A 24,028-nucleotide genomic window follows, 5' to 3' on the forward strand; every position below is an offset into this window, starting at 1 on the left:
GTGCTGCATGTGGCTGGGGTGGCCGACCGGGCACGCGTGCCTGCAGATGTTCAGGGCGCTGTTGCAGCAGGCGCATAAAGATCGGCGATGCGCGGAATGAACCGCTGCGGGTTGGCACCGACCAGGTTGGTCAGTACCACCACTGCCACACCGCGGTCGGGGTAGACGATGAAAGCCGAGCGCGCGCCGCCGATGCTGGCCACCTGGCGGTCCGGCACCGTCTGCAGCACCGGCCAGCCGCTGCCCCAGGGGCCGGCGCGACCGTCGGCAAGGGGCTCGGCTGTCCACATGCGCGCGCGCGCAGGCTCACCCAGCAGGCGGCCGTCGGTGAGTGCGGCCAACCAGCGTGCCGTGTCATCGGCGGTGGTGAGGATGCCGCCACCGGCCCACAGCGAAGGCGGAACGTCGTAGAACCAGTGCGACAGCCGTGGTGGCGTGTCGACCGCTTCGGTCATGCGCGGGGCGAGGCTGTACATCGTCGCCATATCGGGTACCAGGTCGTAGCTGTCGCCGAAGGTGGTGCGGGACATGCCGGCGATGCCGAACTGGCTGCCGGCGAGGAAGCGCTCGTAGGGCATGCCCGATTGCCGCGCGATGATCCGCGCCAGCAGCAGGTAGTTGGTCTGGTTGTAGGCGAAGCGCTGGCCGGGAGCGGCGTCCATCGGCCGCGCGGTCACGGCCTGCCAGGCCTGCGCCTCGGTGCCACCGCCCACCAGCCCCTGCGCATCAAGGATGTCCGGCAGGCCCGAGGTGTGCGCCAGCAGCTGGCGCACACGTACGCTCTGCCAGGGCTGTGGCAGGGCGTCGAGATAGCGCGACAACGGTGCATCCAGGTCCAGCCTGCCCTGCTGCGCCAACTGTGCGGCCGCCACGCCGGTAAAGGCCTTGGTGGCCGAGTTCAGCGGGAAGCGGGTGTCGCGCGAGGCGGCAACGCCGTTCTCGACATTGGCCAGGCCAAAGGCCTCGGAAAGCACAACCTGCCCGTCCTTGACCACGGCCACCTGCAGGCCGGGAATGCGCTCGTCCTGCATGGTCTGGCGGATCAGCCGGCGGGTCTGCTCGTTGGCGGTGTCGAGCGGTGCCGCAGTGGCAGCCACCGGCAGGGCGGCCAGCAACAGCAGCAGCAAGGGCAACGTAGGTCGGTACATGCGGTGCTCCGGAGTGATGTGCAGGGTGGGATGCGCACAACGGGCAGATGGTTTAGTGCCGGGCTGCCCCCTACCGTTCGTCGGCCCATGACTTCCGGGGGGTTGACTACAGTTGTCGTCACGCCGACAGTGGCGACACGTGTAGTCAAGGGAGTGGTGTCATGCGTGGCAAGACGATCGGGGACCAGGAACTGGCCCTGCTGCAGTACATCGATGAACATGCGCCGGCCAGCGTCGGCGAGGTCGCCAGTGGCTACGGCGAGGCCCGGGGCCTGGCCCGTTCCACCGTGCTGACCATGATGGAGCGCCTGCGGGCGAAGGGGTATCTTCAGCGCAGGCAGCAGGACGGTGTCTACCGCTACCAGGCCACCCGCGGCCCGCAGAGCGTGCTGCAGGGCGCCGTGGCCCAGTTCGTCGACAACACCCTGCAAGGCTCGGTGTCGCCGTTCGTGGCCTATCTGTCGCAGCGCCAGCAGGTCAGCGACAACGAGCTGGCCGAACTGGAAGCGCTGGTCGCCCAACTCCAATCGCGCCGCCACGAGGGCTGAGCCATGGACACCACGATGCTGATCCCGATGTTGGAGCGGCTGGGCTGGACCAGCCTGCAGACCGTGCTGCTGGTGGCGCTGGTGTATGGCCTGTGCCGCGTGCTGCCGTCGCTGTCGGCGGCCACCCGCTGCCGCCTGTGGTGGCTGGTCTCGCTGCAGGCGGTTGTGGGCCTGTTCTGGAGCCAGCCGTTGCAGCTGGCCTGGCTGCCGGCCCCGCAGGCCGTGGCGATGACCGCCACCGAAGTGATGACCGAGACGTTGCATCCGCTGGCCCCGGAGGCCTCGGCGCAGCTGCTGGCCGCGATGCCGATGCCGGCCGCCGACGTGCCGGCGGTGGCGTGGTGGGCGGTTGCCCTGGCCGCGCTGTGGGCTTCTGGTGTGCTGCTGATGGCGCTGCGTACCTTCGGTGAGTGGCGCCGCTGCCGCGCGTTGCTCGCCGCAGCTTATCCCTGCCAGGACGAGGCGCTGGTGCAGGCGCTGCAGCTGGCCTCCGATGCGCACGGCGTGCGCCCGGCACCGCGTCTGTGGATGAGCACGCAGGTGGACTCGCCGCAGCTGGTCGGGCCGTTCCGCCCGGTGCTGCTGCTGCCGGCCGGCGACAACGCCCTGCAGGGTGACGCGCTGGACCTGGCGCTGACCCACGAACTGCAGCACCTGCAGCGTCGTGACCTGCAGTGGGGCCTGTTGCCCGCACTGGCCCAGCACCTGTTCTTCTTCCACCCGCTGCTGCGCCTGTCGGTGCGTGAATACGCCCAGGCCCGCGAGGAAGCGGTGGATGCGGCGGTGGTCGGCCAGCACGGCGCCAGCCGCCAGGCCTATGGCCGCCTGCTGCTGCAGCTGGGCGTGGCACCGCAGCCGCACCTGGGTGTGGCCAGCGCCGCACCGAGCACCACCAGCCTCAAACGCCGCCTGCTTTCGCTGCAGCCGCGCAGGGCCTGCCCGCGCCTGCTGGCGATGGCGTTGACCGCCGCCGTGGTGGTGGTGGGCGTGGCGCCGATGCGGCTGGTGGCCGCGCCGGTGCCGCCGGCACCACCCGCCCCGCCCGCGGCGCCGCCCGCAGCACCGCCGCTGCCGCCGAAGGCGCCCAAGGCACCGCCGGCGCCGCCGTCCTCCGCGCGCTTGCCGGCCGTTCCGGTTGCGCCAGCGCCGCCGGTCGCACCTGCCGGCGCCGAAGAGGTCTCCGGCCCCGATGACGCGGATGTGGCGGTCGATGTCGATGCCGATGTGGATGTCGATACCGGCATGGACGCTGGCCGCACGACCTCGCGCATGTCGTCCATCACCACCTACGGCCGCCTGGATCTGGGCCAGTCCCCGTCGCAGGCGTTCGTGCTGGTGGATGGAGATTCGACCTTCGCCAACGGCGGCATCGACGATGTGAAGCTGGCACGCAAGCAGCTCGGCAAGGGCCCGGCACTGTGGTTCCGCCAGGGTGACAAGCGCTATATCGTGCGCGACCCGATGCTGATCCAGTCGTTGCAGCGCGCCTATGCCGGTGCGGCGGACCTGGGGCGCCAGCAGAGCGAACTGGGCCGCCAGCAGAGTGCGCTGGGGCGCCAGCAGAGCGAGCTCGGCCAGCAGCTGGGCGAGATGGGCCGGATGCAGGGCGAGGAGGCGCGCCGGATGGCGATGGCCGCCGCTGAGGCTGCGCGCAGTGCGATGAGTGCGCACGACATCAATCGCGAAGCGGCGGCGGAAGCGGCAAAGGCGGCACGCGGCGCGACCAACGATGCGGCCGTTGCACGCGAGGCCGCGCGCGAGGCCGCCGCCGAAGCGCGTCGTGCGATGCAGGAAGCCCGCAGCGAGGCCGCGCAGTCCACCCGTACCCGCGACATGAGCCGGCTGGCCAGCCAGCAGGCCGATCTGGCCAGCCGCCAGGCGGCGCTGGGCAGCCAGCAGGCCGCGCTGGGCGAACGCCAGGCACGCCTGCATACGCAGGCATCACAGCAGGCGCAGCAGGTGATCGCGCGCGCCCTGGCCAGCGGCAAGGCCGAACGCCTCTGAAACGGCGGTAGCGCCGGGCATGGCCCGGCGCTACCCAGCGGGATATCAACCGCAGCTGGCGCGCTCGATCCTGTTCTGCGCGTCCACCTGCACGGTCACCCGGTCCTGGCGGAAGTCCATGGTGACCGCCATGCCCGGCTTGACCACCCGCGCATTGCGCGCGCCGCTGGCGCTTACCAGCTGCTTGACGGTGGCCTCGTCGGCGGTCTTGCCGGTGAAGGCCTCGAGCGTCTCCGGCTTGCATTCGTGCGCAGCGTCGGCCACCGGCGGCGGGGTGGAATCGTGGGCGCCGCTGCTGCCGGCGTGGCTGCACGCGGCCAGTGGCAGCAGGGCCAGCAGGACCAGGGAAGTGAGGCGCATCGTCGGGCTCCAGGCGTGGATGGTGGCGGCAGTGTCACCGCTGCCACCGTCAGGGCATGTCAACGCCCTGCGGCTGCACCAGCGCCAGCGTCTCGCGCTCGCGCTGCTCCTCGCGCACCAGCCGCTGCAGCAGCAGGGCCAGGGTCACCACGTCCTGGTGGTTGTGCTCGGCTACCCGGCGCAGGTTCACCGCGTCGCCGCCACGCAGGAAGCGCAGCCATGCGCTCGGGGCTTCCGACCCCGGCAGGTCGTCCTCGCGCACCACGCGCAGCAGCTGGCGCTCGATGGTGGACAGCTTGCAGTTCTGCCAACTGCCGCGATAACGGCGGCGGGTGGGGTAGAGCAGGTCGACGTGATCCAGCGCGGTGATCGGATCGCGCTGCCGGGCCAGCCGGTACCGGGCCTTCAGTAGCGGCGCATCGTAGCTGCGGCCGTTGTAGCTGCACAACACGGTGGACGGATGCAGCCAGCTGGCGAAGGTGGCCAGCATCCCGTCCTCGGCGGCCATCGTGGACATCAGCAGCTGGCGGATGCGCAGGCCTTCGCCGCGTTGCGGGCAGGCATGCCAGTCGGCGGCGCCGATCATGAAGGCGCGGGTGCCGGTGCCACCGGCCAGGCCGGTGGTTTCGGTATCGAAGAACAGCAGGTCGCGCGCGGCCACGTGCTGGCCTTCGCGACGGGCGAAATCCAGCGACAGCGGCTGCGCCGGAATCGGCTGCGGCTGGAGCGACTCGATCAGGAACAGGCCCGGTGCGATTTCTTCGCCAGGCAGTTGCCGATCCTGCGCGCTGGCGCGTGCCGGGGCGGTACCACCGCGTGTGCGCAGGCCGAGCAGGCGATGCAGGCTGCCCACCTCGGGCCGACGCAGCGGTGCGGGAGCCGACGGTGCAGCCGCAGCGCCGGTCGGCTTGTGGCGGATCTCCTGCTCGACCCAGGCGAATACCGAACGCTCAGCCGGTGGCTGTCGTGCATCGTTGGCGGCCACCGGGGCCGGTGCTGCGGGCGGCAGCTCGGGCGCGGGCGGCGTGCTCGCCTTCGGGTCGCCGGCCTGCCTGCGCAGCAGGCGCAGCTTGTCCAGGCTCAGGCTCACGGTGCCAGCAGCTCCATCGGGTCGCGCGTGGTCATCACCACATCGGGTACGTGCTGGCAGGCCTGCGCATCGAACAGGTCCAGCACGCGCAACGCCAGTGCGCGCGGTGAGGTTTCATCCTCTTCCTGCGCGGCCAGCACCGGGCCGACGCAGGCCGGGCAGCCGGCCTTGCAGTCGCAGCGCTGCACCAGTTCGCGCGCGCGCTGCACCAGTTCGGCCTGGCGCTGCCACAGCGGCTCGCTGAGGCCGACGCCGCCGGGGAAGTTGTCGTACAGGTACACGGTGGGCACGAATTCCTGCAGCAGCTCGACCACGCCGGGATCGCCATTGCTGCCACGCAGTTGGCCACGACCGCTCTGGTCGGCGATCGCAAACCATGCACCATCGCCGTTGCCCACTGACTTCTGCAGGTCGCGCGCATCGGCCATCACCGCCACGGTGGCGACGATGTGCAGCGCATACGCTGCGCCCAGAAAACCATCCAGCGCATCCTGCTTGCTGGCGAACGCGCGCAGCAGCAACGCCTGCGGCAGCTGCCACCACACCGCAGTGGTATGCAGTTCCTGGTCGGGCAGGTTGACCGGGCCGTAACCGATGTTCTCGTGGGTGTAGTAGCGGATCTTCTTGTAGCCGGCCACGCGGCGCACCACGTGCACTTCGCCATGGTGCGAATCGCCACGGCCGGCCACGCCGCCGTCGAAACGGTCCAGCACCTTGAGCTTGGTGAAGTCGATGCTGTCGGTGTAGTAGTCCACGTGGGTGCGGGTGACGTAGGCCTTGCGCCCGTCCCAGTCCAGCGTCTCCACCTGGTACGGGGTGGACTGCACCATGTGGATCGCCCCTTCGTACAGGGTGAGTGCGGCGGCGGAGTAATCCACTTCGGCGATGATCTGCTGGCGGCCATCGCTGCGGTCGACCACCACGAAGTTGCCATCGGCAACCGCGCGCAGGCTGACCGCATTGGCCGGATAGCTGTCGGCGATCCATTCCCAGCGCTCGCCCTCGCGGTGAATCACTTCGGTCTCGGCCAGCGCCTCCAGGAATACTTCCGGATCGATCGGGCCGAAGCCATCGCCGACCCGGAACGGCAGCTCGAACGCTGCGCAGCGGATGTGGTCGAACAGGATCAACGGCTGGTCCGGCGCGATGCGCGCGTGTTCGGGCGAGGCCTCGGCGAAGAAATCCGGATGGCGCACCACGTACTGGTCCAGCGGTTGCGAGCTGGCCACCATGACGCCCAGCGCGGGCTGCTGGCGGCGGCCGGCGCGGCCGAAGCGCTGCCAGGTGGCGGCCACGCTGCCGGGGTAGCCATTGAGGATCACCACGTCCAGGCTGCCGATATCCACGCCCAGTTCCAGCGCCGAGGTGCTGACGATGCCGTCGATGTTGCCGGCACGCATCGCCCGTTCGGTCTCGCGGCGTTCGGTGGGCAGGTAGCCGCCGCGGTAGGCGCGGATGCGCGGTGGCTTGCGCGGGTCGTGGTCGAAGATGTCCTTCAGGTACTTGGTCAGCACTTCCACCATCAGCCGGGTCTGTGCGAACACCAGCGTCTTCAGCCCGGATTTGATCGCGATGCGCGCGATGCGGTTGCTCTGTGAACGCGCCGACGCGCGCAGGCCCAGGTCCGGGTTGATCACCGGCGGGTTCCACAGCAGCACCTGCTTGGGCCCACTGGGCGCGCCGGATTCGGTGATGGCGGTGACCGGCGCCTCGATCAGCGCTTCGGCATGTGCCTGCGGGTTGCCGATGGTGGCCGAGCACAGGATGAACTGCGGTTGCACGCCGTAGAACGCGCAGATGCGCTTGAGCCGGCGCAGCACGTTGGTGACATGGCTGCCGAACACACCGCGGTAGGTATGCACTTCGTCGATGACGATGTAGCGCAGGTTCTCGAAGAACTGCGCCCACTTGGTGTGGTGGGGCAGGATGGCCTGGTGCAGCATGTCCGGGTTGGACACCACGATGTCGCCATGCAGCCGGATGGCCTGGCGCGCATCGCCGGGGGTGTCGCCGTCGAAGGTGAAAGCCTTTACGCCCAGATCGCCGGCGCGGTTGAGTTCCAGCAGTTCGGCCACCTGGTCCTGGGCCAGCGCCTTGGTCGGGAACAGGTACAGCGCCTTGGCCTTGTCCTGCATCGCCGCGCTGACCACCGGCAGGGTGTAGCACAGCGACTTGCCGCTGGCGGTGGGGGTGACGATGGCCACGTGCTCGCCGCGCTGGCTGGCCTCCCAGGCCTCGGCCTGGTGGCTGTAGAGCTGCTCGATGCCGCGCGCCTTCAGCGCGGCGGCCAGTGCCGGCGGCACCGACTCCGGAATGGGCGCGTAGCGGCCTTCGCGGCCCGGAATGGCGAAGCTGCCGGTGATGCGGTCCTGGTAGCGGCGCTGCAGGCGCGCACTGAGCAGCGCACCGTCGCGGGCGGGCAGGCCGTCGCGGGTGGCGAGCTTCTGCTCCGCATCGGCGGTGCGCTTGGCGAGTTCATAAGCCATGGAAGGTGGAGCCGGGACGGTTTGCGAGGGGTCACATGGCACCACATCCACGTCTCAGGATGTGAGACACCGGCGTGGGACGGAGTGAACCGTTCAGTGCGCTGGCGTCGCAGCTGCTCCGCAGGCTGAACCGTCGCCGCACCGGCAACGAAATCTGAAGCTCGCATCCGTATTCTTGCCGCAGGACGCAACCAACAGGGTGGATAGCGGTGGCACGACTCGGAACGCAGGGAGCACTCCTGACCAGCTTGTTGCTGGCCGGCATTGCGCAGGCGCAACAGGATGCGCCCCAGGCCCCACCCGCGCCGGCAGCTGCCGCCCTGCCGCAGGATAGTGTAACCACCCTCGGCGAAGTGCGTGCGCTCAAGCCCGACGACGAACCGCTGGACCTGTACCGCTTCAAGAACCCGGTGAAGTTCGGCGACAACCGCTTCAGCCGTGACTGGAGCGAGCCGCCGTCGCCAGAGCAGGTCAGCCTGGGCGGTGGCTACATCATGATGGGCGTGGTCAAGGGCGTGCTGGCGGCGGGCCGGGGGTTGAACAAGCTCACCGGCGGGCCGGACCAGATCCAGTCGGCCATTGCACGGCCGCCACCGGAACTGAGTGTCGAGCAACAGCGTCGCGCGCTGCAGTTCTGTCAGGCGCAGGAGGGTTGCGCCGCGCCGCCATCCCGATAGCCCGGTTATCCTGCCGGCGTCCCCATGGATGTGACTGCCATGTACCTGCGTACGTTCTGCCTGCTGGCCGCGCTACTGCCGGCCTCCGCCTTCGCTTCGGACATTGCCGATGACGGCAGCTGCCGCAACGGCGCCTTCCCCTCTGATCAAAGCCGGTTCGCGCTGGCGCGGGTGGTCGATGCACCGCGCCTGTACCTGCTTGGCGACATGGACGGTTGCCCCGCCAAGGGCGAACCGGCCTGCCGCCAGCGCAGCTACGTGGTCAACGGCGATACGGTGGTGACCGGGCGCGACCTGGGCCGTTACCGCTGCGCGTTCTTCCCGAACAAGGTCGGCGGCAGTGCGGGCTGGGTGGACCGCAGCAAGCTGCAGCCGTTGCCGTTGGCCACGCCGAAGCTGCAGGACTGGGCCGGTGACTGGAAGGACGGCGACAACGGCCTGCGCATCTCGGTGCAGGCGGGGCAACTGCATGTGGAAGGCGACGCCTACTGGCCCTCTGCCAATCCCACGCCGGAGCAGCGCCCGTATGGGCCGAACCTGGGCCAGGTGGAAGCGCGTGCGACGCCGCGCGGCGCCGATGTGGAATTCGCCGAGGACACCTGCAGGGTGCGCGTGCACTCGCTGGGCGAGGTGCTGATCGTGGCCGACAACGGAGAGTGCGGTGGCATGAACGTGCGCTTCAATGGTGTGTACCGGCGAAATCCAAAGTCAGCGTGACATGCCAGTAACACTCAAGTGCGTCAGTCCAAAATAAGCAAGTGAATGATTAGAGGGTGTCCCGATCGGGTATTGCGGGGCTATCATGTGGTGTTCGTAGCGGATGTGGCGCTGGCGTGTGCTGTCACTGTCAATATGGATTATCCGTGATTGGGGAAAATTATGCTTTCTAGTTTTAAAATAGATAATTTCAAAGCGCTTAATGATTTCCATCTTCCTGATCCTTCAGACGGAGAGCTGGGTGAGCTTGTTTGTCTCATCGGACTGAACGGATCTGGAAAAAGTACCGTTCTCCAAGCGCTAGATTTTGTCTCTCAGTTGGCAACGGGGGACGTGAAGAAGTGGCTTCTTGCACGTGGTTGGTCAAGGTCTGACTTGGTTAGTAAGTTTAGCAAGAGACGGAACATCACATTCCAGCTGAAATACGTTCTTTCGGAGCGCTGCGAACTCATATGGAAGGCTGTGTATAGCCCCCTGGCAGGGCGTTGCAGTCGAGAGGAGCTTCGCTATAAGTCCCTTGTTGATGCAGATGATGCACTCCCGAACGAGGATGTAGTGTTTTCGCATGATGGAGCGATTTTAAAAAGCGACTTCGGCCTAAGGAAAGAAATAATTTCGGACTTCGAAGGCTCGCTCTTTAACAAGCTAAAAGTGGTTCATCTTTCAATTGATGAGAGATACAGGTTTGTAATTTACTTAATGCGATACTTTCTAGGTGGGATGAAGTCGCTTGAGCTACTAAATCCTGCTGCGATGAGGAAGTCATCGAAGAAGGCTGTGGATGTTGGGCTTGGTGGTGAAGACCTTGCTGCCTTCATTCATGGTCTTTCTGAAGATGAACGCAATCTATTTTTGCAGAAAATTTCATCCATCTATCCTAGTGTTAATGACGTTAAGGCTAGGGCTGCCAGATACGGCTGGAAAAGGGTGTTCGTAAGCGAATCTTTCGGGGCTGGTGCAGAACTTGATGCTCGGCATGCAAACGACGGACTACTGAGGATTTCCGCTGTCGTTGCTCAGACTGTGGCGCTTAGTGCTGCAGTTCGTGCGTCAAGAAGCAAGGATGGGAATATAGGAAATCCTGATCAAAAGGGCTATCAGGTGCTCCTGATGGATGAAATTGAAAATGGAATAAATCCTGAAGTAATTCAAAGGCTTGTCGATTACCTTGTGGAGGTTAGGCAGCAGGTGATATTTACCACGCACAGTCCTATGATTTTGAATTATATGCAGGACGATCTAGCCAGGGAGTCAGTGTTCTTAATGCACCGCCGAGTTGATGGTGCAGCTTCTGTGGTTCCCTTCTATACCATCCCCTCCGTAGCTGAGAGATTGGAGGTCATGGGGCCAGGTGAGGCGTTCGCCGACGTTAGTTTGGTCGAGCTCAGTAAGCTTAACGGGGAGCGTGCCGGTGTTGCTGATTCTATCTGGTGAGGGAGCGTCTGACTTCGGCGGAAGTGGTTGCTATGGAGATCGGCCGGGACCAATGGCAATGTTGGTGGATCAGATCATTGAGGATCGATACGATTACTCGCCCTTTAGTTGCAGCATGGTTCAGTGGCATTCAAGGGTCAGCCTTTCAGATCGCGCAAAGAGAAATCCCTTAAGGAAAATATCGCTGCCCGGAGTTAAGCGACCCCAAGGATATCTCGTCTACTATACGCATGCGAATACTCTGGCGCGCATAGCAAAAGAGCAGGAGTTAGAGGTCGGTGCTCCGTCGTTATCCGTGATGTTTAGGGATTCCGATGGAACCAGTTCATCGCCGCAGAGGCACTGGGATTTAGTGACTGAAGCTATTGCGGGTGGTTTCGCTGACGCTGATTATAGCTTCGGTGTAGCGATGGTTCCAAAGCCAAAACAAGAGGGATGGCTTGTCTGCGCCTTGAAAGAGGAGCCATACATCTCTTGTCAATATCTGGAGGACGAATCGGGAAACGACTCATCGCCGGAGCCACTAAAAAAGACCCTCGCGAATGTCTTCGGAAGGGAGCCAACAACCGCCGATATGTGCGAGTGGATTGAGCAGCGAAGGTTTGATCACAATCAAATGTCAATGCCAAGCTTTTTGCACTTCAAGTCCGCTTTGCATGCCGCACTAGATAGGATCGAGGGAAGGGCTTAATCCACTATTTAGCTTTCGCTCCAGCCACCACAGCAGTGATGCGCACAGCACGAAGGCCAGCCACCACGGCCAGCGTGAACCCGGCACTGGCTGCTTGCCTTGCACGTTGGTGGGGGTGCTGGCGGCCAATACCTGCGCGGTCGCATCGATCAGCGCCTGGCGATGCAGCGCCGGCGCCTGTTTCGGGTCGAACACATAACGCCAGACCGTGCTGTCGCAGTAGCGCAGGCGCTGCCAGCCCGCTTCGCGTGGCCACCAGCCGGCACAGCGCAGGGCCGATGTCGCACCATCGACGATCAGCGGCACGCTGTCACCACGCGGGTTGAAGACCTGCAGCGGCGCCTGCACCCCACACAGCGCTTGCCGCTCACCTGCCCAGGCGATCGACTGCGGTGACCACAGCGCATCACCGCTGGCCTGCGCACGTGCCAGCGTGGCGACCACGCCGCTCCACAGTTCGCCATGTCGATCATCGCGACCGGCCAGCACCCAGCGCCAGCTGTCGGTCACTGGCAGCTGGCCGATGCGGCCCTTGCCAACCGCGCGCCAGCCGCCGACGGTGTTGCCGCCACGGTCCCGCAGCAGAGGGTTGCTGCCCGGTGCCTGCAGCACCAGTGATTCCAGCGCGGGCAGGGTGGCACTGTGCGAGCTGCGGTCGGCGTCCTCGCCATCGCGGGTTGGCAACGTGCCGGCGGCCAGCGGGCCACGCCGAGCGGCCAGCATCGTGCTTTCGCCGTCGCCCGCAAGTTCAAGGGCGCGGCTGCTGCCGTCGCCCCGCAGTGGCAGGCCCAGATCATGCAGGCGTTGGCGCGCCCCGGCCGACGGTGCGCCGGCACTGCGGACCAGCACGCCCAGTCCATCGCGCAGCGCCTGGCGCACGCCGGCCATCTGGGCTGCACTCAATGCCGCCAGGCTGCGTTCGTCCAGCAGCAGCAGGTCAGCGCGGGCCAGCGAGGCCGCATCAAGCGACACCGCGCCATCGCCGACGCTGAGACCGGCGCCGGTATCGGCCTGCACCTGCACACGGATGCCCGCATCGGTGGCCCAACGGCGCAGGTACTTCAGCTCCGGCCCCGGTGCACTGGCGCGTACCAGCAGGCGCAGCGGTGCGGCTGGCAGCGTCTGCTGCGGCACCGGTACGGTGTCCACCACGTGACCGCTGGCATCGAGCAGGCGCAGGCGGAACACACTGCGGCCTTCAGCGCGGGCGACGCCACTGAGCCGCACGCTACCGTCACCGGGCAGATCCGCGCGATCAATCACGCTGTCGGCCGGGTCCAGCAGTTCGGCCTTGGCGTTGGCCACGCCGCGCGCCTGCGCCTGTACCTCGAAGCGCGCGCCCGGGGCGACATCGGCCGGGGGCTGCAGTGCGATCCAGCCGCGCGGTGCGGGCGCCGGTTGCCAGCGCACGTCGCCGGGCAGCACCGCGTCGCGATCGCGCGCGGTCAGGCCGGCACCGACCAGGGTCAGCGTGGACGCCGGATGCTGGCGCAGCGCGGTGGCCAGATCGGGCACGCGCTGGCCGCCCGCCACAGGGGCCGCCTCCGGCAACAGCAGCAGCGGGCTGTCGCTGGCCGGCAGCGCGCCGGCGTTGTCGGCCTCGGCGCTGAGCACCACCAGGCCCGCCGCAGGCTGCTGATGGCTCGGTGGCAGCAGGCAGAAGTACAGCAACGTTGCAGCCACGACCTGCAATCCAACAATGATCCACGGCCGACCACGATGCGCCGTGCGTGCGCGCAACTGGCGCACGCTGGCGATGGCCACGACCAGGGCCAGTGCCAGCGCAATCCACAGGTTCAAACCGGAGGCGTTCATGGCTGCGCCTCCAGCGCGTCGAGATAGCGCTGCCCCATCGCATCGGCGGCGCTGCGCCGCATCACCTGTGGCAACGGTCGCTGCAGGGCACGCCACAGCTGCGCGCGCAGGCGTTGACGGCAGTTGCCGCAGCCGGGTTCGATGCGCAGCTGTTCGATGGCGGCGGCCAGATCCAGTGCGTCGGGCAGGTAGGCGGCGTTGCGCTGCTGCCAGCCGGCCAGTGCATCCAGATCAAGGGCGCCGGCGTCGTCGCCGAGTCGCTGCCAGGCTTCAACAATGGCCGGATCCGGCGGCGTGCGTGCGGCCAACGGCAGTTCGCGGCTGGCCAGTCCGGCGCGATCACCGCCCAGCCGGCGGCTTTCATCGATCGGCGGCAGCTCTGGCCCGACCCGCGCCAGGTAGATGCGTTCGGCCTGCTGCACCTGCTTGATGAAGCCCAGCGCCTTGTATGCGAACGGCAGTGCCTGCTGCGGGCGGCCCTGGCGCAGCTCGCCTTCGGCCGACCACATCTGGTCCAGCGCCGCCTTCAGTGTGGCGCGCGTCTGCGGGTCGAGCAGGGTGGCTGCCTCGGCGTGGTCGTGGGTATGGCCGTACTCGGACAGCACATCGGTGGCACTGCCAAACACCGGCGGCGTATCGGCGTTGCCGGCGCTGCCGCCATGATCGTGGCCATGCTCGTCGTGTGCGCCGGCGTCTGCGCCATGGTCGTGATCGTGATCGTCGTCATGGCGGTCTGCGGTAGGCGCATCGCTGGTAGGCAGGTCGCTGGTCGGCGGTGGCCTGGGCGCGCCCTCGCTTTCCTCGCCCAGGAACTGGCCATAGCGCAGGCGCAGGATGCGCTGGTCGACACCGATCGCGTCGCTGCGTTTGACGAAGTCCTCGGCGCCCAGGCCGCGCTGCTGGCGGATCAACGCCTCGGCGTCGATGATGATCTGGCGCTGGCTGCGGAAGTAGGCCGGCAGCGTCTTCTTGATGCGGCCTTCCAGCTCGGCGCCGAGTGCCACTTCGGTACTGGGCAGGCGCAGGATCACGCTGCTGCTGCGCCCCACCTGCGCTGCCGGTGCGTGGTTGTCGCGCACCTCCAGCTGGGCAATCACATCGTTGCCGGGCTGCGCACCCAGCGCGGCCAGATCGAGGGTATGCGCGAAGCGCCGTGCGCTCGGCTCGCCACTGCCGGTGAGGCGGACACTGCGCTTGAGGAAGGTGATGTTCTCGCCGCTGCCCTGGGTGGTGGTGATCGACAGGGTCGCCTGTGCGGCCACGCCGTAATCGTCGTTGGCCTCGAAGCGCAGCGCCCATTGCCGTTGCCCAGGTGTGCCCAGTACCAGGCTGGCAGCCGGTTCCAGCACGCGCACGCTGGGCGCGCGATCGGCCACCACGTCCAGCCGATGCAGGCGGGTTTCGGCCAGTGCCGGTTCGCTCACCACGCGATACAGCACCGGCGCGCGTGCCACGTCCTGGGCCTGCCATTGGCCGTCCTGCTCGCGCAGCGGCAGGCGGCGACCATCGTGGAACTGCAACCACGCCCTGATCGGCGCACGGTCAAAGCGCAGCGACCAGGACAGGCGGCTGTCGGCGGGCACCTTGGCATCCAGCGCGTTCTGGGTGAGCGTGGCCTGGCCGGTATAGGCCGGTGCGTCGATGCGCAGGCGGCTCGATTGCAGACGCAACGGGCCGGCGGGCAGGGAGGTGCCTGGCACCACGGGGACAGCCGCGCCGGGGCCGTTGCCCGGGTGTGGCCAACCCAGTGCCAGCAGCGCGATGGCCAGGCCTGCGATCCAGCTCACGGCCAGCACCGTGCGCGGCCAGCGCGGGCGAAGCTCCGGCATGGCACGTTGCAGCGTCGCCAGCACATGCGTGCGCTGGCGCTGCTGCAGCGGATTGAGCGCGGTGGTGTCGGCGAACAGCAGATCGGCACTGTCCTCACTGGCACCGCTGCCATCGAGCTGGCGTTGCAGCCACTGCCGGTCCAGCCGGCGCGCGCGCGCAGTGGCCAGCGCCGCGCAGGCAAGCAGGCTGACCGTGCCGACCACACAGGCGAGGTCGAAGCCGGCCAGGCGCAGGGCCAGCACCGTGGCGGCCAATGCCCAGGGCAGGCCCAGCAGCAGGGTGATGAGCGCGCGTCGTCGTCGTGCGCGCTGCCAGGCGTGCTGCAGGGTACTCATGCAGGCACCCTGCGGCGGGCGCTGCTGGCCATCCAGCGTTCCAGTGCGAACAGCAGCACGATCAGCAGTAGCAGCCAGGCGATGGGTTCGCGCAACGGAGGTGTTGCCGCAGGCAATGCCGCGTGCTGCGGCGCGTGGTCTGCCGCATCGGCCAGACGCGGTGGCGGCGGGGGGTGCAGCGCCAGCAGCAGCGAACGCGGCAGCCCGGGATCGCGCAGCGCGGGATTGCCGGCGATGTCCCACTCGCCGGGCAATGACAGCAGGCGGCCGTGGCCGATGCGCTGCTGCCACAGCAGCGGTGTGCCTTCAGGGCTGCGCAGCAGTAGCGCGGCCTCGGCGGTGGGCTTGGCGGCGGTCAGTACCGTGCCACCATCGCGCAGCCACGCCTGCCAGGCCGGTGGCAGCGCATCGTTGCGGGTCCAGGTGCCGATCTCGCCGGGTTCGGGCAGGGCACCGGCCGCCAACCGTGCCGGTGGCGCCTGCACGGCCCAGGCCCGCTGCAGCGCGTGCAGCCAATGCCGGGCGGCACCGGGTGCATCGGCAGGCACGCGCAATCGCGGCGGGGGTGCTGCAACCGCCGCGGTGGTGACCGTAAGCGGGTGCGGTTTCCATTGCACATCGCGTGACAGCTGCAGGCGTGCACCGTCCAGGCCGGGCAGCGGATCGGGCACATGCACGGTCAGTACCGTTCCTGCGGGCAGCTGCGCGTCCAGCTCGCGCAGCAGGCTGGGCAGGGAGGCGGTTGATGCGGGTGGCGCCTGGTCGATGGTGGGGAAGCCAGGTGCCAGCCAGTGCCAGTTGCCATCCTCGGCCCTTCCACGCAGTGCCATGGCATCCAGTCCCGGCGCTACCACCGTCCATGCAGCGGGGGGCGCCGCCGGGCCCGTCAGCGCGGGGCGCGCCAGCAACAGCGCCAGGGCTGCCAGCAGCAACAGCCGCACCAGCAGCAGTGGCCAGTCATCGAAGCGGATGCGCTGGCGCGGCCGGATCTGCGCGCGCAGCCAGCGCAGCGCGGCGAAATCCAGCGGTGTATACGGATGGCGGCGGGCGAGGTGGATCAACAACGGCAGCAGCCAGGCGGCGAGCGCGGCCAGGCCCAGCGGGAACAGCAGGTTCAAGCGCCACCCCCACGGCCGAACAGCGCCTGCAGTGGCTGGTCCAGTGGTTGGTCGAGCCAACCGGTGGCGCTGGCGATGCCGCTGGCCTGCAGGCGCGCATGCAGTGCGGTGCGCGCGCCGGCAAAGCGCTGCAGGTAGTCCGCGCGGATCGCTGCACCGTCGCCCAGCAGTTCTTCACCGGTCTCCGGGTCGCGGAAGCGGTGGCCGGCGTCGAAGGGGAAATCGCGTTCGTCAGCGGTCAGGATCTGCAGGAGTGCCACTTCGCGCCGGGCGCTGGCGAGCTGCTCCAGCAGCGTGATGCCGGCTTCGTCAAAACCATCGCCGATGGCCAGCAGCAGATCGCCCGGGCGCACGCGTTCCCACAGCGGGCGCAGGCGTTCGGGCACAGGCCACACGCCGCGCGCCTGCAGGGCCTGCAGTTGCAGGTGCACGCGGTCACGCTGGCGTGCGCCGCTCGCGGCCGGCACCAGCTGCAGGCCGTCGCCATTGACGGCCAACAGGCCGAAGCGATCACCCTGTTGCAGGGCCAGTTCAACCAGGCACGCCGCCACGCCACGCATATGGTCCAGTCGCGTGCGCTGTGGTGCCGCGCGATCAACCTGGCCGGCCGAGGCGGTGGCATCGAGTAGCAGCCAGAGGGTGATCGGGCTTTCGCGTTCGGATTCGCGCACGAAGAAGCGGTCCGAGCGTGCATACAGCTTCCAGTCGATCTGGCGCAGTTCGTCGCCGGGCTCGTAGGCGCGGTACTGGGCGAATTCGAGGCCGGCACCACGGCTGCGGCTGGCGTGCTGGCCGATGCCACTGGCACCGCTGGCCAAGCGTGGCCGCAACCGCAGCAGGCGCAGGCGCGCGCGCAGTTCCGGTGGCAACGTCAGCGGGGCACCTGCGTTCACGCGTGGATCAACCCGGGAACGGAACGGCCTGAAGCAGGGCGGCGACCACGTCGTCGGCACGCTTCTGCTCGGCCTCGGCGGCGAACGACAGCAGCAGGCGATGACGCATCACCGGCGCAGCCAGGGCCTGCACATCCTCGCGGGTGGCGGCGAAACGGCCCTGCAGCAGTGCACGTGCCTTCGCCGCCAGTACCAGCGACTGCCCGGCACGTGGGCCGGCGCCCCACTTCACCCATTGGTTGATCGCCGCAGGTGCACCGTCGCCGGGCCGGCTGGCGCGTACCAGGCGGGTGATCCAGGCCAGCACATCGGGGCTGACATGCACCTGGCGCACGGCCGCCTGCAAGGCGATCACCGCCTCGGCATCCATCACCTTCGGTACCGCGTCGGTGGCACCGCCGGTGGTCTGTTCCAGGATCTGCCGCTCTTCGTCCTCGCTGGGGTAATCCACCAGCACGTGCAGCAGGAAACGGTCCAGCTGCGCTTCCGGCAGCGGGTAGGTGCCGGCCTGCTCGATCGGGTTCTGCGTGGCCAGCACGAAGAACGGCGCCGGCAGCGCATAGGTGGTGCCGGCGTAGCTGACCGTGCGTTCCTGCATCGCCTCCAGCAGCGCCGCCTGGGTCTTGGGCGGGGTGCGGTTGAGTTCGTCGGCCAGCAGCAGATTGGTGAAGATCGGGCCCTGCTGGAAGCGGAAATGGCGATGACCGGTGCCGTGGTCTTCTTCCAGCAGTTCGGTGCCGAGGATGTCGCTGGGCATCAGGTCGGGGGTGAACTGCACGCGCCGGAACTGCAGTTCCAGTGCCTGGCCAAGCGAGCGCACCAGCAGGGTCTTGCCCAGGCCCGGCGCACCTTCCAGCAGGCAGTGGCCGCCGGCCAGCAGGCCGATCAGCAGCTGCTCGACCACGGTGTTCTGGCCCACCACGGCACGTGCGAGCGCAGCGCGCAGATCGTGCAGGCGCGGCAGTAGGGAATCGAGGTCGGGGGCGGTCATGGGCGTGCAGGTCCTATCAATTGTTCAACGCGTACATCACGATGTTGACGCCGAAGCGGGTGTTGTCTTCGGCCAGGAAACGCTTGTTGCGCCAGTCGTAGTCCCACTCGCAGCCGTAGTCCTTGTTGCTGTAGAGCAGGCCCAGGCGGCCATCGACGTCGATGCCCTTCAGGTAGTCGTGCACCAGGTCGTCGCCCCAGCCGTTGAGCTCGAAGCTGGTGGCGGGCGGGCCGTCGGGGAAGTGGAAGAAGCTGCGGTACAGCGCGTGGCTGTTGGGCAGCTTCTGCAATGCCTTCGGGCCGAACAGGCGGCCCATCTGCGCCTCGAACGAGGTGGCGAACAGGCCGTCGATGTCATGGTTGCAGTCATCGACGAAGACGAAGCCACCGTTGCGCACGTAGCGCACGAAGTTCTGCCGTTCGGCGGCGTTGAACTCGACCAGCGTGTGCCCGGCCAGGTAGCAGAACGGCGCCTCCAGCATGCGCGGATCGGCCAGCGCCACCACATGTTCCTTCGGGTCCACCCGCAGCGAGGTGTAGTCGATCAGCGAGGTGATCAGGTTGGACGGCATGCGCGCGTCCACGTCCCAGTCGCCGGAGTCGTACTGCAGGCGGGTGAACCAGAAGTCGTAGCGCGAACTGCGCGGGCCTGCCTGCGCCCAGGCCGGCAGCGCCGCCGCCGAAGCGGCAGCAGCCAACCAGCGCAGGCAGGCCCGGCGATCCATCAGACCGCGTCGGACAGCGAGGTGAAGGTGAAATCGCGCAGCTTCATCGGCGGGATCATCATCACGTAGCTGGATTCATCACCGGCCACACGCACCGGCTTGCCCAGCTCTTCGATGTTGTTGAGCATGATCACCGGCGATTCGTTGAAGCGGAAGTTCTTCACCGGGTGCTTGATCTGGCCGTTCTCGATGTAGAAGGTGCCGTCGCGGGTCAGGCCGGTCAGCAGCACGGTCTGCGGATCGACCATGCGGATGTACCAGGTGCGGGTGACCAGGATGCCCTTCTGGGTGCCGCGCACCAGCTCGGCGGTGCTCTTCTCGCCACCGCTCATCAGCAGGTTGCCCGGCGAGGCCTTGGCGGTCTTGCCCTGCTTCTGTGCCCAGAAGCGCGAGTAGTCCAGGTTGGCCACCTTGCCGTTCTCGATGATGGCCATGCGTTCGCGCGGCAAGCCGTCGTTGTCCCACGGCAGTACCGGCGCATCCGGGTGCCACGGGTCGGCGAACATGGTCACGCGGGGATCGTAGACCTGCTCGCCCAGCTTGTTGCCGCCGCCCTTCTTCGACAGGAAGCTGCGGCCTTCATCGGCCGAGCGGGCGCTGAAGAAATTCATCATGAAGCTGATCAGGCCGGCGGCCGCGGCCGGCTCCAGGATCACCGTGTACTTGCCCGGTTCCAGCGCCTTGGCTTCGGCCGATTCGGTGGCCTTGCGCATGGCGATGCGGATGTCCTGCTCGGCCTTGAAGTCGGCGGCGTCCTTCAGGTTGCGGCCGACCCAGCCCGAGCCGCGACCATCTTCGGTGCGCACGGTGCAGGTGTAATCGAAGTTGGTGGTGCGCTGGTAGGCGAAGTTGCCGTTGCTGTTGGCGGTGGCCTGGAAGCCCTGGCCGTCTTCGAGGAAGCCGGCGGCAATGAGCCCGTTGCCACGGCACGGTGCGATCGAATCGGCGGCGACCTTGGCGCGGAAGGCCGGATCGATCGCGGCGGTGGATTCGCTGAAGGTCGGGCTGGCGCGGTAGCTCTGCTTGCCGATGGCGGGCATGAACTCCGGGTTTTCCGGCGCCAGGCGGGCCAGGTCTTCGGCACGGCGCACCACGCGTTCCAGCGCGGCGTCGTCGAACTCGTTGATCGAGGCGGTGCCCACGCGCTTGCCGAAGGCCACGGTGACGGCCAGTTCGGTGTTGTCGACAATCCCGCTGGTGGAAACATTGTTCAGCGCGAAACGGATGTTGCCGCTGATCGCGCCGGCCAGCACGGCGGTGCACTCGTCGGCCTTGGACAGGGCGATGACCTTGTCGAGGATGGCCTTGGCCTGGGCTTCGGTGAAGATACTCATGGTGTAAGGGCTCCTGACCGGTCAGCCGAGGCTGCGTGCGGTGTTGATGACGTTGATGCCGTTGAAGCGCGCGGTCGACGAACCGTGCGAGACCGCCGAGACCTGGCCCGGCTGGCCCTTGCCGTCGAAGAACGAACCGCCCAGGCGGTAGTCGCGCTCGTCGGCCACGGCGGTGCAGGCATTCCAGAATTCCGGTGTGCGGATCTGGTAGGCCACGTCTTCCAGCATGCGGGTGATCTGGCCGTTCTTGATCTCGTAGAACAGCTGGCCGCCAAACTGCGCGTTGTAGCGCTGCTGGTCGATCGAGAACGAGCCGTCACCGATGATGTAGATGCCGTTCTCCACGTCCTTGATCAGGTCCGGCACGCTCAGCGGCTTCTTGCCCGGCGCCATCGACACGTTGGCCATGCGCTGGAACTGCACGCTGGACCACGAATCGGCGTAGCAGCAGCCATCGGACTCGGTCTTGCCCAGGATGTGGGCCTGGTCGCGGATGGTCTGGTAATCGACCAGCTTGCCGTCGCTGATCAGATCCCAGCGCTTGCACTTCACGCCTTCGTCGTCGTAGGCGACCGCGCCCAGGCTGCCCGGCTGGGTCTTGTCGGCGAAGATGTTGACCAGCTCGCTGCCGTACTGGAAATGCTGCTCGCGCTTGTCCAGGGTGGCGAAGCTGGTGCCGGCGTAGTTGGCCTCGTAGCCGAGCACGCGGTCCAGCTCCAGCGGGTGGCCGATCGACTCGTGGATGGTCAGCCAGGTATGCGACGGGTCGAGCACCAGGTCGTATTTGCCGGGCTTGACCGACGGCGCCTTCAGCTTCTCCTGCGCCTGCTTGGCCGCTGCGATGGCGTCTTCCTTCATGTCGTAGGACGAACCGTAGTTCACCACGCCGTTGGGCGTGAGCACCTTGCCGCTGGCCGCGCCGTCCAGGTATTCGTAGCCCAGGCCCATCGGCGCGGACAGACCTTCGCGGGTGCGGAACTTGCCGCTGGCCTTGTCGATGGCGGTGACCGTCATCGGCGCCCAGATGCGGTGCACGTCCTGGTCGATGTAGGAGCCGTCGGTGGAGGCGAAGTACTTCTGTTCGTTGACCAGGAACAGCATCGAGTTGACGAAGCTGGCACCGGCGCCCATCGCCGCGGCGTTGACGTCCAGCAGCAGGCCGACCTTGTCCTTGATCGGCACCTCCATCGCGTTCTTGCGGATCGGCGTGCGCCAGCTCACCTCGCCCACGCCCGGCGCCTTGGCCAGCTGCACCGGCGCGGTCTGCACGCCGGCATTGGCCTTGGCGATCGCCGCGGCCTGCTGCGCGGCGCGGGCCACGTCGGCGGTGCTCAGCGCGTTGGTGGCAGCAAAGCCCCATGCGCCGTTGACGATCACGCGGATGCCCACACCGGTCGACTCGGTGTTCACCACGTTCTGCACCTTGTCTTCGCGGGTGATCACGAACTGGCGCAGGTAGCGGCCGATGCGCACATCGCAGTAGGTGGCGCCGGCGCTGCGTGCGGCCTGCAGCGCGGCGTCGGCCAGGCGCTTCTTCAGGCCGAGGTCCAGGCTGGACTGCAGCTGCTCGGCGGCGATCACCTTGCCGAAGAAGGAGGGCACGATCAGCCCGCCCGCGGTAAGCCCGGTCAGGGCCAGGAAGTCACGTCTTTGCAAGGCTGCTCTCCATGTCGAAGGATGGGTGGCTCATGCGCCGAGACTGCGCGCGGTGTTGATGATGTTGATGCCGTTGAAGCGGGTGGTGGACGAACCGTGCGATACCGCCGAGACCTGGCCCGGCTGGCCCTTGCCATCGAAGAACGAACCGCCGAGGCGGAAATCGCGCTCGTCGCAGATGGCGGTACAGGCGTTCCAGAACTCCGGCGTGCGGATCTGATAGGCCGCGTCCTCGACCATGCCGGCGATCTTTCCATCCTTGATCTGGTAATACAGCTGGCCGCCGAACTGCGCGTTGTAGCGCTGCTGGTCGATCGAGTACGAACCGCGGCCGTGGATGTAGATGCCGTTTTCCACGTCCTTGATCATGTCCTCCACGCTGAGCGGCGTCCGGCCCGGTGCCAGCGAAACGTTGGCCATGCGCTGGAACTGCACGCTGGACCACGAATCGGCATAGCTGCAGCCGTGCGACGCATCGCGGCCGAGGATATGGGCCTCATCGCGGGTGGCCTGGTAGTCGACCAGGATGCCGTCGCGCACCAGGTCCCAGCGCTGCGTCTTCACCCCTTCATCGTCGTAGCCGACCGCGCCGAGGCTGCCCGGCTGGGTCTTGTCGGCGAAGAAGGTGACGATGTCGCTGCCCCAGCGGAAGCCGGCATCGCGCTTGTCCAGCGTGGCGAAGCTGGTGCCGGCGTAGTTGGCTTCGTAGCCGAGCACGCGGTCCAGCTCCAGCGGGTGGCCGACGTTCTCGTGGATGGTCAGGAACAGGTTGGACGGGTCCAGCACCAGGTCGTACTTGCCGGGCTTCACCGAGGGCGCCTTCAGCTTCTCGCGCGCGTGGCGGGCGGCGGCAATGGCGTCCTCGACCGGGTCGTAGGAATCGCGGTAGGCGGTAATGCCGCCGGGCAGCTGCACTTTGCCGCGCGCATCGCCGTCGAGGAATTCGTAGCCCATGCCCATCGGCGAGGACAGCCCAGCGCGGGTGCGGAACCTGCCGCTGGCCTTGTCGATGGCGGTGGCGGTGAACGGCAGCCAGATGCGGTGGATGTCCTGGTCGATGAACGAGCCGTCGCTGGAGGCGAAGTACTTCTGCTCGTTGACCAGGAACAGGGTGGAATTGATGTAGTCGGCGCCCGCATTCAGCGCGGCGGCATTGAGTGCCAGCAGCAGCTCGACCTTGTCCTGGATCGGCACCGCCATGGCGTTCCTGCGCACCGGCGTCTGCCAGCGCACCTCGCCTACCGCCGGCGTGGGTGCCAGCTGCACCGGCCGGGTCTGGATAGCGGCGTTGGCGCGCGCGATGGCGGCCGCCTGCTCGACCGCGGCGCGCACGGCGGCTTCGCTCTGCTGATGGGTGGCGGCAAAGCCCCAGGCCCCGTTGACGATCACCCGCACGCCCACGCCGGACGATTCGCGGTTGGTCACATTGCCGACCTGGTGTTCGCGGGTGATGACCGACTGGTTGAGGTAGCGGCCGATGCGCACATCGCAGTAGCTGGCCTTGGCGCTGCGCGCGGCAGCCAGGGCGACCTCGGCCAGGCGCCGGCGCTGGGCGCTGTCGACCGGGGCCAGCAGCTGTTCGGCGGCGATGGCACGGGAATGCGGCAGCAGCAGGCCCGCCAGGCCCAGACCGGATACAGCCAGGAACTCACGTCGTTGCACAGCGTTTCTCTCTCTCTCGCTTGCGTGCGGTTGGCAACGCGCCGGACCGATCACGTCAACTGCTCGACTTTCGCCAGCGCGGGGCGTCCGGGCAAGTGACTGCAGTCATGGGTGGGGAGGGTTTCGGCAGGGCTTGCAGCCCTGCACCTGCTTCAAGCCAGGGCAACGTCAACGTCAAAAGCAGGCTATCCGTGGGATGGCGGGGCGGTGTGGGTGGGCAGGACACGCCGTAAACCCGTCCATGGGGGCTCGATGGCGCGATCCATGGCGCCAACGGTCCTGCCCACCCACACCGTCCCGCCTCTGTCAGATTCCGTGTGCTGTTGGTGGGTGTCGACCTTGGTCGACACATCTGTCAGATATCGATACATAAAAATGGGGTCAGATCCGTTCTCCTTCGGAAAACGGATCTGACCCCAATAGCTGTCCTGACAGAACGCAGCCAACTGTCGAAGGCGGGGTGGGTCCGGTTGCGGGGGCGTGAGCCGCATGGATGCGGCGACCGAGCTTACATG

The 24,028-nt window shown here is 67.3% G+C and carries 19 protein-coding genes; 6 read left to right on the top strand and 13 right to left on the bottom strand.

Annotation, left to right across the window (positions count from 1 at the left end; genetic code table 11):
• Nucleotides 1-50: 50 nt before the first annotated feature.
• Nucleotides 51-1,118, bottom strand: a complete 1,068-nt coding sequence (locus tag AC5YGJ_RS16950) for a serine hydrolase domain-containing protein (RefSeq protein ID WP_496187219.1) — start codon at nucleotides 1,116-1,118, stop codon at nucleotides 51-53.
• Nucleotides 1,119-1,309: 191 nt separating this feature from the next.
• Here AC5YGJ_RS16950 and AC5YGJ_RS16955 point away from each other — a divergent pair, with 191 nt between their 5' ends.
• Together AC5YGJ_RS16955 and AC5YGJ_RS16960 are read left to right on the top strand one after the other, a co-directional pair.
• A complete protein-coding gene (locus tag AC5YGJ_RS16955) occupies nucleotides 1,310-1,696 on the top strand; it encodes a BlaI/MecI/CopY family transcriptional regulator (protein WP_019661969.1) in 387 nt (128 codons plus the stop codon).
• 3 nt (nucleotides 1,697-1,699) lie between these two features.
• The gene (locus tag AC5YGJ_RS16960) at nucleotides 1,700-3,700 is read left to right on the top strand and encodes a M56 family metallopeptidase (RefSeq protein WP_496187204.1); all 2,001 of its coding nucleotides are present in this window, start codon (nucleotides 1,700-1,702) and stop codon (nucleotides 3,698-3,700) included.
• A 45-nt stretch (nucleotides 3,701-3,745) separates the two neighbouring features.
• On the opposite strand, the gene AC5YGJ_RS16965 is transcribed toward AC5YGJ_RS16960, so the two are convergent.
• The 3 genes from AC5YGJ_RS16965 to AC5YGJ_RS16975 are packed head-to-tail and all read right to left on the bottom strand — an operon-like array spanning nucleotide 3,746 to nucleotide 7,636.
• Entirely contained in the window at nucleotides 3,746-4,060 is a 315-nt protein-coding gene (locus tag AC5YGJ_RS16965; protein WP_249842327.1) for an I78 family peptidase inhibitor, read from the bottom strand.
• A 49-nt stretch (nucleotides 4,061-4,109) separates the two neighbouring features.
• Nucleotides 4,110-5,150, bottom strand: coding sequence for a ribonuclease H-like domain-containing protein (locus AC5YGJ_RS16970; protein ID WP_496187205.1), 1,041 nt, complete (start codon nucleotides 5,148-5,150; stop codon nucleotides 4,110-4,112).
• The gene (locus tag AC5YGJ_RS16975; RefSeq protein ID WP_496187206.1) at nucleotides 5,147-7,636 is read right to left on the bottom strand and encodes a DEAD/DEAH box helicase; all 2,490 of its coding nucleotides are present in this window, start codon (nucleotides 7,634-7,636) and stop codon (nucleotides 5,147-5,149) included. Before AC5YGJ_RS16975 ends, AC5YGJ_RS16970 begins: the two co-directional genes overlap by 4 nt.
• Nucleotides 7,637-7,839: 203 nt before the next feature.
• On the opposite strand from AC5YGJ_RS16975, the gene AC5YGJ_RS16980 reads away from it, so the two are divergent.
• From AC5YGJ_RS16980 to AC5YGJ_RS16995, 4 genes are all read left to right on the top strand, one after another.
• Nucleotides 7,840-8,313 (top strand): hypothetical protein, encoded by a 474-nt coding sequence (locus AC5YGJ_RS16980; protein WP_496187220.1) that lies wholly within the window; start codon nucleotides 7,840-7,842, stop codon nucleotides 8,311-8,313.
• 39 nt (nucleotides 8,314-8,352) lie between these two features.
• A complete protein-coding gene (locus tag AC5YGJ_RS16985) occupies nucleotides 8,353-9,030 on the top strand; it encodes a hypothetical protein (RefSeq protein WP_496187207.1) in 678 nt (225 codons plus the stop codon).
• Nucleotides 9,031-9,180: 150 nt separating this feature from the next.
• On the top strand, nucleotides 9,181-10,464 hold the full coding sequence (locus tag AC5YGJ_RS16990; RefSeq protein ID WP_496187208.1) for an AAA family ATPase: 1,284 nt from the start codon (nucleotides 9,181-9,183) through the stop codon (nucleotides 10,462-10,464).
• Nucleotides 10,465-10,528: 64 nt separating this feature from the next.
• Complete coding sequence (locus tag AC5YGJ_RS16995; RefSeq protein ID WP_496187209.1) at nucleotides 10,529-11,155, top strand: hypothetical protein; 627 nt, start codon at nucleotides 10,529-10,531, stop codon at nucleotides 11,153-11,155.
• On the opposite strand, the gene AC5YGJ_RS17000 is transcribed toward AC5YGJ_RS16995, so the two are convergent.
• Genes AC5YGJ_RS17000 through AC5YGJ_RS17040 form a run of 9 tightly spaced genes read right to left on the bottom strand, consistent with a single transcriptional unit; the run spans nucleotide 11,129 to nucleotide 23,513 of the window.
• Nucleotides 11,129-12,970 carry a hypothetical protein gene (locus AC5YGJ_RS17000; RefSeq protein WP_496187210.1) on the bottom strand — a complete coding sequence of 614 codons (1,842 nt, stop codon included), beginning with the start codon at nucleotides 12,968-12,970 and terminating at the stop codon, nucleotides 11,129-11,131. The two genes, AC5YGJ_RS16995 and AC5YGJ_RS17000, sit on opposite strands and share 27 nt — an antisense overlap.
• Complete coding sequence (locus AC5YGJ_RS17005) at nucleotides 12,967-15,135, bottom strand: hypothetical protein (RefSeq protein WP_496187211.1); 2,169 nt, start codon at nucleotides 15,133-15,135, stop codon at nucleotides 12,967-12,969. The genes AC5YGJ_RS17000 and AC5YGJ_RS17005 overlap by 4 nt, the downstream gene beginning before the upstream one ends.
• Nucleotides 15,132-16,253, bottom strand: a complete 1,122-nt coding sequence (locus tag AC5YGJ_RS17010; protein WP_496187212.1) for a BatA domain-containing protein — start codon at nucleotides 16,251-16,253, stop codon at nucleotides 15,132-15,134. Before AC5YGJ_RS17010 ends, AC5YGJ_RS17005 begins: the two co-directional genes overlap by 4 nt.
• Nucleotides 16,250-17,146 (bottom strand): DUF58 domain-containing protein, encoded by an 897-nt coding sequence (locus AC5YGJ_RS17015; protein WP_496187213.1) that lies wholly within the window; start codon nucleotides 17,144-17,146, stop codon nucleotides 16,250-16,252. The genes AC5YGJ_RS17010 and AC5YGJ_RS17015 overlap by 4 nt, the downstream gene beginning before the upstream one ends.
• 7 nt (nucleotides 17,147-17,153) lie before the next feature.
• Nucleotides 17,154-18,137: an AAA family ATPase gene (locus AC5YGJ_RS17020; protein WP_107231377.1), complete on the bottom strand. Its 984-nt coding sequence runs from the start codon at nucleotides 18,135-18,137 to the stop codon at nucleotides 17,154-17,156.
• A 16-nt stretch (nucleotides 18,138-18,153) separates the two neighbouring features.
• Complete coding sequence (locus AC5YGJ_RS17025; RefSeq protein WP_496187214.1) at nucleotides 18,154-18,861, bottom strand: DUF4159 domain-containing protein; 708 nt, start codon at nucleotides 18,859-18,861, stop codon at nucleotides 18,154-18,156.
• Entirely contained in the window at nucleotides 18,861-20,195 is a 1,335-nt protein-coding gene (locus AC5YGJ_RS17030; RefSeq protein WP_249842317.1) for a TldD/PmbA family protein, read from the bottom strand. The genes AC5YGJ_RS17025 and AC5YGJ_RS17030 overlap by 1 nt, the downstream gene beginning before the upstream one ends.
• A 21-nt stretch (nucleotides 20,196-20,216) precedes the next feature.
• Nucleotides 20,217-21,851, bottom strand: a complete 1,635-nt coding sequence (locus AC5YGJ_RS17035; RefSeq protein WP_496187215.1) for a TldD/PmbA family protein — start codon at nucleotides 21,849-21,851, stop codon at nucleotides 20,217-20,219.
• Nucleotides 21,852-21,881: 30 nt separating this feature from the next.
• Complete coding sequence (locus AC5YGJ_RS17040) at nucleotides 21,882-23,513, bottom strand: TldD/PmbA family protein (RefSeq protein WP_496187216.1); 1,632 nt, start codon at nucleotides 23,511-23,513, stop codon at nucleotides 21,882-21,884.
• Nucleotides 23,514-24,028 lie beyond the last annotated feature (515 nt).

It is taken from the genome of Stenotrophomonas sp. CS3K5 (assembly GCF_059515225.1).